This window comes from Methylomonas rivi, assembly GCF_024505165.1.
In the GTDB taxonomy this organism is placed as follows: Bacteria; Pseudomonadota; Gammaproteobacteria; order Methylococcales; family Methylomonadaceae; genus Methylomonas; species Methylomonas rivi.
The window spans coordinates 1-742 of record NZ_JANIBK010000359.1 but is presented as its reverse complement, the minus strand read 5'-3'; the positions used below and the strand labels follow the sequence as shown (position 1 = coordinate 742).

At 62.7% G+C, this 742-nt stretch carries 1 protein-coding gene and 1 pseudogene; both read left to right on the top strand.

All coding sequences use genetic code 11. From position 1 onward, the window contains the following. Window positions 1-557 (top strand): TIGR04283 family arsenosugar biosynthesis glycosyltransferase (locus NP596_RS21735; protein ID WP_256617456.1); only part of this gene is annotated, 557 nt, incomplete at its 5' end. Continuing rightward, window positions 557-742 (top strand): annotated as a pseudogene (locus NP596_RS21730) (sterol desaturase family protein); the annotation flags it as partial. The gene NP596_RS21735 and the pseudogene NP596_RS21730, both read left to right, overlap by 1 nt.

Sequence of the window (742 nt, the reverse complement as noted above, 5' to 3'; positions counted from 1 at the left end):
ACGGCAGCCCGGCCGTGGCGGCGGCTTGGGTCGATAAGGTATTGCATGGTCCGCGCGGCCGCGCCAAGCAAATGAATGCCGGCGCGTTCGAGGCCGACGCCGATATCCTGCTGTTTTTACATGCCGACACCCGGCTGCCGGCCGACGCCGTGATCTCGATAGTCGATGCCGTCGTGCAGGGTTACCGCTGGGGGCGTTTCGATGTCCGCTTCGATAGTTCCCGGCCGGTGTTTAAACTGATTGCCTTTATGATGAACTGGCGCTCGCGGCTGACCGGCATCGCCACCGGCGACCAGGCCCTGTTTGTGACCCGGCGCGCCTTTGCCGCCGCCGGCGGCTTTCCGGATATCGCCTTGATGGAAGACATCGGCCTCAGCGCCCGCTTGAAAAAGCTGGGCTGGCCGTGCTGCCTGCATGCTAAAGTCGTCACTTCGGCGCGGCGCTGGCAGCGGTATGGCGTGCTCAATACCGTATTGCTGATGTGGCGCTTGCGGTTGGCCTATTTTTTCGGCGCCGACCCGAACCGGCTGGCGGCCCAATATTATCGGAAATCATGATGGAAGCATTGCTGCGCTTCGGCGTATTTTTCGGCATTTTTGCGTTGATGGCGGTTTGGGAGTATTTCAGGCCCAAACGCCGGTTGAGTTCGGCCCGGAGGCAACGTTGGCCGGTCAACCTGGGTCTGGCGGCCGTTAACGTGCTGCTGATGCGGGTCAGCATGGGCGCGGCGGCGTGGCTGGCG